Annotated in this window: 4 protein-coding genes; 3 read left to right on the forward strand and 1 reads right to left on the reverse strand. The window is 70.1% G+C overall.

The features are described 5' to 3' along the window. Nucleotides 1–50 precede the first annotated feature (50 nt). Entirely contained in the window at nt 51–1,376 is a 1,326-nt protein-coding gene (locus tag E1266_RS18875) for an MATE family efflux transporter (protein ID WP_132048709.1), read from the reverse strand. 340 nt (nt 1,377–1,716) lie between these two features. Between E1266_RS18875 and dnaB the strand changes: the two genes are divergently transcribed. From dnaB to E1266_RS18890, 3 genes are all read left to right on the forward strand, one after another. Continuing rightward, nucleotides 1,717–4,341, forward strand: coding sequence for a replicative DNA helicase (gene dnaB, locus E1266_RS18880; protein ID WP_132048711.1), 2,625 nt, complete (start codon nt 1,717–1,719; stop codon nt 4,339–4,341). A 128-nt stretch (nt 4,342–4,469) separates the two neighbouring features. Next, nucleotides 4,470–5,027: a sigma-70 family RNA polymerase sigma factor gene (locus tag E1266_RS18885; RefSeq protein WP_132048713.1), complete on the forward strand. Its 558-nt coding sequence runs from the start codon at nt 4,470–4,472 to the stop codon at nt 5,025–5,027. Further along, a complete protein-coding gene (locus E1266_RS18890; protein WP_132048715.1) occupies nt 5,024–6,073 on the forward strand; it encodes a CU044_5270 family protein in 1,050 nt (349 codons plus the stop codon). The genes E1266_RS18885 and E1266_RS18890 overlap by 4 nt, the downstream gene beginning before the upstream one ends. The last annotated feature ends 400 nt before the right edge of the window (nt 6,074–6,473 follow it).

A 6,473-nucleotide genomic window follows, 5' to 3' on the forward strand; every position in this document is an offset into this window, starting at 1 on the left:
AATAGTAGCGAGTGTGGCCCGTGGTACGGGTGCGGTTCCGGGAAATCGGCTCAGCGGACGGCGCCGGTGACCATCCACCGGTCGCCGCGGGCGCGCAGGCCCAGGGTGACCAGGCGGGCCGCCATCCACAGGCCGATCGCCGTCCAGAGCCCGATGAGCCCGGCCTCCGCCCGGTAGGCGGCGATGGCGGCGGGCAGGAAGACGATCGTCGCGAGCAGCGTCGTCGCCGCGAGGTACGTGCCGTCGCCAGCGCCGATGAGGATGCCGTCCAGGACGAACACCACGCCCGCGACGGGCTGCAGCACCGCGACGATGAGCAGCGAGGCGAACAGCAGGTCGTGGACGCCGCCGTCCGAGGTGAACAGGCCGGGCAGCCACGGCCGGACCAGCAGGATCAGCAGCGCGAACACCACGCCGCTCACGATCCCCCACCACACCATCCGGCGCGTCACGGCCCGCGTGCCCGCGAGGTCGGACGCGCCCAGGTACCGTCCGGTGATCGCCTGCCCGGCGATCGCGATGGCGTCGAGCGCGAACGCCAGCAGCGTCCACACCTGGAAGCCCACCTGGTACGCGGCGATCTCCGCGTCCCCCATGCGGGCCGCGATCGACGTGCCCACGATCAGGACGACGCGCAGCGCCGCCGTCCGCAGCAGCAGCCCGAAGCCCGCCGTCGCCGCCGTCTTCAGCCCGGCGAGGTCGGGGTGCACCGGGGCTCCGTGCCGCCGCGCCGCCCGTAGGACGACCCACACGTATACGGCGGCGCTCGCGGTCTGGGCCATGACGGTGCCCCAGGCAGAGCCCGCGATCCCCCAGTCCAGGACGAGCACGAACAGCACGTTGAGCACGAGGTTCAGGGAGAACCCGCCGATCGAGACGTACAGCGGCGTGCGGGTGTCCTGCAGGCCGCGCAGCACGCCCGTCCCGGCCAGCACCACCAGCATCGACGGGATGCCGAAGAGGCTCACGCCGAGGTAGGTCTCAGCGTAGGGGGCGACGGCCGGGGAGGCGCCGAACGCGTCCACGATCGCGGGGGTCAGCGGCCAGCCGACCATGATCAGCACGACGCCGATGGCCAGCGCGAGCCACATCCCGTCGATGCCCTGCCGGACCGCCGCCCGCATGTCCCCGGCGCCGATCTGCCGGGCCACCCCGGCCGTCGTCCCGTAGGCGAGGAAGACGCACAGGTAGACGAGTGTGGCCAGCGCCTGCCCGGCGACCCCGAGTCCGCCGAGCGGCTCGGTGCCCAGCCGGCCGACGATCGCCGAGTCCGTCAGCAGGAACAGCGGCTCGGCGACGAGCGCGCCGAAGGCGGGCACGGCGAGGCGCAGGATCTCGCGGTCATGCGCGGCCGAGGGGCGCCGGGAGGTCTTCACCGCGCCGAGGGTAGCAGCCCGGTAATCTTCCTAATCCACTTGGCACCTTACATAGGGCCGACCGGCCGACTTTCTTTTCCGCACACCCGGTGGATGAAGTTTTCGCAGCTCAGCGATCTGCCAGGCGATGTTCCCCCGATGAATCCACAAGGTTTTCCACAGGTCGTGCACAACCTGCGCGGCGTGTCTGCACAGGCATTCCACAACCTTGTCCACAGGACGCTTTGCCCGCCGCCGCGTGTGCTCGCGAGAATGTCGGACGCTTCGGATAGACCTGGGACGGACGGTCGCCGACGGGGCGGACGGGGCCGCCGGCGACCGAGATGAAGGGGGTGCGACGGTGAGCGTTGCCGAAATCGGCGGACCGAGCGAACCCGAGTTCGAGCGCACGCCACCGCACGACATCACCGCTGAACAGGGCGTCCTCGGCGGCATGCTGCTCTCCCCGGACGCCATCGCCGAGGTCGTCGACATCCTGCGCACACCGGACTTCTACCGTCCCGCGCACCAGATCGTCTTCGACACCATCCTCGACCTCTACGGCCGGGGCGATCCCGCCGACGCGGTCACCGTCGCCGGCGAGCTCACCAAGAACGGCGAGATCGGCCGCATCGGCGGCGCCCCCTACCTGCACACCCTGATCTCCCTGGTGCCCACCGCGGCGAACGCCGGGTACTACGCGCGCATCGTCCACGAGCGCGCGATCCTCCGCCGGCTGGTCGAGACCGGCACCCGCATCGTCCAGATGGGCTACGCCGCCGACGGCGCCGACGCCGACGAGGTCCTCGACCGCGCCCAGGCCGAGGTCTTCGCCATCGCCGAGAAGCGCGCCGGCGAGGACTACGTCCCCCTCAGCGAGATCATGCCGGGCGCGCTGGACGAGATCGAGGCGATCGGCAGCCGCGGCGGCCAGATGGTCGGCTGCCCCACCGGCTTCGCCGACCTCGACGCCCTCACCAACGGCCTACATCCCGGACAGATGGTAGTAGTCGCCGCAAGACCGGCAATGGGCAAGGCTTTGGGGGTGAATGTCCCACTTCCGACTCCTTCGGGGTGGACCACGATGGGGGAAGTGTCCGTTGGTGATTATCTGATCGGAGCAGACGGCAGACCGACCCGCGTCGTCGCCGCGACGGACGTGATGCACGGCCGGCCCTGCTATGAGATCGAGTTCTCGGACGGCGAGGTGATCGTCGCCGACGCCCAGCACCAGTGGCGTACAACGACACGGGCGAGTCGCCGTCAGCAGAGCGAGACGCGAACGGCCTGTCACTGGCCCGACGAAGCGATCAGCCGAGTTCGGTGGGCGATGGCGGAGGCCAATGAGCGACCACGTCAGCTCGTTTCGCATCGCCAGGCCGTGGACGAGGTCGGAGCGGAGTTCCGGTATGCGCTCCACGCGGTGACCCGGCGACTGGGCCACGCCGGCGAGGCCGACCGGAGCATCTCGACGCGCCAGGTTCGCTATGAGGCCACCAGCCTCTACCGGGGTTTGCTGCATCGTGCCGTCCGCCCCAAGAACGCCGCGACCACCGCACAGCACCGCCCCATCAAGACGACCGAGGAGATCGCAGCGACCGTTCGCTGCGATGGCGACAGCCGCCCCAATCACGCGGTCGAAGTGACTGCGCCGTTCCAACTCCCTGCCGCGGAGCTGCCCATCGATCCATACGTCCTGGGCGCATGGCTAGGGGACGGACACGGTGGGGGCGGGGGCATCACCTGCTTTGACGAGGAGATCCTCGCCCACATCGAAGCGACCGGACAGAAGGTCACGCGACGGGGGACTCCGGGGAGGTTCGGTCTCCCCGGGCTCGCCAGGAAGCTCAAGGAGTTTGGCCTGTGGCGCAACAAGCACATCCCGGCCGAGTACCTGCGGGCGTCTGAGGAGCAGCGGCGGGCCTTGCTGGCCGGGTTGCTCGACACGGACGGGTATGTCTCAGAGATCGGCCAGGTGCAGCTGGCGTTCGCCTGCAAGCGGTTGGCCGAGGACGCGCACGAGCTGATCCTCAGCCTCGGCTATCGCGCGACGATGACGACCGAGCCGGTCAAGGGGCGCTCTCCGGAGACCTCGACCTTCTACCGGATCAACTTCACGCCGGCCGAGACGGTGTTCCGGCTGCCGAGCAAGGCGGCGCGGCAGCGCAATATCGTCCACTCGAAGGCGCGGGTGCGGTACATCATGGACGTCCGGCCGATCGAGAGCGTGCCGGTCCGGTGCGTCCAGGTCGACAATTCCGACCACATGTATCTGGCGGGACGGTCGTGCATCCCGACCCATAACTCGACCCTGGCGCTCGACTTCGCGCGGGCGGCTTCGATCAAGCATGGGCTGACGTCGGCGTTCTTCAGTCTGGAGATGGGGCGCAACGAGATCACCATGCGGCTGCTGTCGGCCGAGGCGCGGGTGGCGCTGCACGCGATGCGGTCGGGCACGATGCAGGACGAGGACTGGACGCGGCTGGCGCGCCGGATGAGCGAGGTCGCCGAGGCGCCGCTGTTCATCGACGACTCCCCCAACATGTCGATGATGGAGATCCGCGCGAAGTGCCGGCGGCTCAAGCAGCAGCACGACCTGCGCCTGGTGATCATCGACTACCTGCAGCTGATGACCTCGGGCAAGCGCGTCGAGAGCCGCCAGGTCGAGGTGTCGGAGTTCTCCCGTTCGCTGAAGCTCCTGGCGAAGGAACTGGGCGTGCCCGTCATCGCGCTGTCGCAGCTCAACCGAGGTCCCGAGCAGCGAACGGACAAGAAGCCCATGGTGTCCGACCTCCGCGAAAGTGGATCAATCGAGCAGGATGCGGACATGGTCATCCTGCTGCATCGCGAGGACGCCTACGAGAAGGAGTCGCCGCGTGCCGGGGAGGCCGACCTGATCGTGGCCAAGCACCGGAACGGCCCGACCGCCACCGTCACCGTCGCCTTCCAGGGGCACTACAGCCGCTTCGTCGACATGGCCCAGTAGCCGCGCGGCTGCGGACCGAGGGCGCCTGCACGGTGTAACACCGGCGGGTCTCTCGACACGTACGTGGTGTTCCCCACCAGTCAAGGAGGGCCACGTGCGCCAGGAGAGATCCGACCATCGGGGCTTCGATGGGTGACGGCCGTGAGGCACGGTTCGAGGCGATGTACGCCGCGACGTACGAGCCGATCCTCGGTTACGTGCTGCGCCGCTGCCCGTCGCCCGATGACGCCGCCGACGTGGTGGCCGAGACGTTCACGATCGCGTGGCGGCGGCTGGACGAGATCCCGGCCGGTGACACGGCGCGCCTGTGGCTGTACGGCGTCGCGCGCAGGGTGCTGGCCAATCACTGGCGTGGTGAGGCGCAGCGCCGGCGACGTACGACGAGCCTGCGCCACGACCTCCGCGACGAGATCGCCGCGGTCGCCGCGGACCCCGTTGAGGCGTCGGCCATCGCGGAGGCGTTCCGCGACCTGTCGGTCGACGATCGCGAACTGCTCGGCCTGGTCGCCTGGGAGGGGCTGGACCACGCCGCCATCGCCGCGGTGCTCGGCTGCTCCGCCGGGGCCGCGCGCGTCCGGTTGCACCGTGCGCGCAAGCGCTTCTCCCGTGCGCTGCGTTCGGCGCGGTCCGAATCCATGGCCATGGGCCCCCCAGGTCCCATCAGCGAACGGAGATCCCTGATATGAAGTCGCACTCCACCGACGACCTGGTGCGGTCGATGGCCCGCGTTCACGACGAGAACCTGGCCGGATTCGCCGGCCGGCCCGCAGCGCGCGACCTCGCGGAGGACATCATGACGCTTACGCCGCCCGAGGAGTTCCACGCCGAGACGGCAGCGCGGGCAGGGAACGGTGGGCGCGCGGGAGGGCCGGAGCGGACACCCCGCCGGTTCCACCTGCCCGGCCTGGGGGTACGCCTCGCCGTCGTCGGTGCGATGGCGGCGATCGCCGTCGGCGGGGTCGTCCTGCGGGCCGACCTGCCGGCCGGTGAAAAGGCACCGGAGTCTTCCGGGCCGGCGCCGCAGAGCATCTCGCTGGGGTCGGCCGCCAAGGCGGCACACGTCCTCGACCGGGCCGCCAAGGCCGCCGAGACCCGGTCGCTCGACGCACCCGGGCCCCGGAAGTGGGTCTACACGAAGATGAAGCTGACCTCGTCGGCGAAGCCTGCCGGGCTCGTCAGGGGCGGTCCGTACAAGACGGAAACCTGGGAGTTGTGGCGGCGAGGCGACGGCAGGCAGTTCGCCGCCTACAAGAACGGCAAGCCGCAGACCGGACACGAAACGGTGTCGTCATCCGTCGCGGCCAAGTACGAGCCCCTGCCCAGTGATCCCAAGGTGCTGCTGCGGAAGGTCGGCGGGAGCAAGGGCCACTACTTCATGGCCTACCAGACGCTGGTCACGCTCCTGCGGGACACTGTCCATTCCGCGGAGACGGAGGCGGCGATCTTCCGGGCGATCAAGCTGATCCCCGGCGTGACGCCGGTCGAGGGCAGGGTCGACGCCGCGGGGCGCGCGGCGATCGGCCTCGGCCTGACGGTGGACGGCTGGCTGCACGAGGAAGTGCTCCTCGACCCGCAGACCTACGCCTACCTCGGCGAGCGCGCGATCACGATCAAGAGCCGTACGTTCGAGTCCGAAGGCGAGCCCGCGTTCACGGTGAAGGCGGGGACGCTGCAGCGTCTCATTGTGCGCGTCGCCATCAAGGTCGTGGACAAGCCCGGCCAGCGGCCCTGACCTTCGGCGACTACGAGTGCGCACCGCGGCGAGACCACCGCGGTGCGCACTTGCTGCCCGCTCCCGTAGAAGGCCGATGAGCAGGACATCGATGTCGTCCCGGCGGCTGCCCGTTCCGTGGGTTCTCCACGGCCGGACCGACCGCGCCGCCCGGCATGCCGTATGCCGGGTCCGGCATCGAGCCTCGCTACCCGCTGGGGAGGGTGGCCGTAAGCGGTCGGTGGGGGGCGTAGGCCGACTTGCAGGGCATATGTCGTTCGGGTCCTGACTCCTGCCGGTGTTCGGTGGCTGAAGGGACGTCCGCTGAACCGCGCGGTCGAGTTTGCCCGTACGGGGGGCGAGGGCCTCGGGGACCGGGCCTCGGCCGGTTCGCGGGGCGGCGGCCGGCGCGGTCCCGGGG

Origin of the sequence: Actinomadura sp. 7K534 (assembly GCF_004348575.1) — a bacterium.
Taxonomy (GTDB): domain Bacteria; phylum Actinomycetota; class Actinomycetes; order Streptosporangiales; family Streptosporangiaceae; genus Spirillospora; species Spirillospora livida.